Origin of the sequence: Rahnella sp. JUb53, from assembly GCF_004346065.1 — a bacterium.
Classification (GTDB): domain Bacteria; phylum Pseudomonadota; class Gammaproteobacteria; order Enterobacterales; family Enterobacteriaceae; genus Rahnella; species Rahnella variigena.
On record NZ_SLYT01000033.1, the window covers coordinates 1 to 1,091 of the forward strand.

A 1,091-nucleotide genomic window follows, 5' to 3' on the forward strand; every position below is an offset into this window, starting at 1 on the left:
TCCACAACGCTTTACGGTGGAACCCTCACCTCGCAAGATTACCTTGCGGGAAGCGTGGGGTTAGGGAAAGGACTGGGGGGATTGGGCTCTGTCTCGATTGATGCCACCTGGGCGAGGGCGCGGCTGGATAAACTTGACCGACGTGGGGCTTCATTACGCTTTCAGTACTCGAAGGACTTTACTGAAAGCGGGACCACATTCACGCTCGCAGGATACCGCTATTCGACATCCGGGTATCTGGACTTCAACGAAGCTAACGGTTTTTACGACTCGCGCCCTCAGAATCAATCAGACGAAGGGCTGACAGAGTCCGAACTGGAGGCTGAACAGCGTGCATATGCGACGTGGCGCTACCAGCACAACAAGCGCAGCCGTGCGCAGCTCAACGTCAACCAGACGATGGGCAACTACGGCAGCCTCTATCTCTCTGCCTACCAGCAACAGTACTGGGGTGTCAGCGGAAGAGAAAGCAACCTCGCGGCTGGCTATAACATCAGCCGCAACAGTATCAACTATTCGCTGAACTACTCATGGGCAGAGTCCCCTTATTACAGCCAGACTGACAGGGTGATATCGGTGGCCGTTCAGATACCCCTTGACCGTTTTCTGCCTAAAAGCATGCTTAACCTGTCGGCAAATCAGGCCAGTCGTGGTCAAACCGTGTCTTCCGCGGGGATATCGGGCAGTGCGCTGGCCGATAATACGCTCAGCTATAGCGTTCAGCAGGGGTACGGCAGTGATGGCAACGGAACGTCAGGGAGTGCCTCGGCAGATTACAAGGCCAGATTTGGTGAATATACGGCGGGCTATAACTATGCCCAGTCTTCACGGCAGCTCAACTACGGGGCGATGGGCGGAGTGGTGGTTCATCCCTATGGCGTAACCTTCTCCCAGCCACTGGGGGATACCCTTGCTCTGGTCAGAGCGGACAGGGCGTCCGGGGTGAAGGTAGAAAACAATACCGGCATATATACGGACGGGGGCGGCTACGCCGTGGTGCCTTATCTGACGCCCTATCAGAGAAATTCGGTGAGGCTCAATACCGCTTCGCTGGGCGATCGCGTGGACGTTGTCACGGATACGCGTTTCGT

Annotated in this window: 1 protein-coding gene; it reads left to right on the forward strand. The window is 56.2% G+C overall.

The genetic code is table 11. The annotated features are described in order from the left end of the window. On the forward strand, positions 1–1,091 hold a 1,091-nt coding region (locus EC840_RS25185; protein WP_132967462.1), incomplete at both ends, for a fimbria/pilus outer membrane usher protein.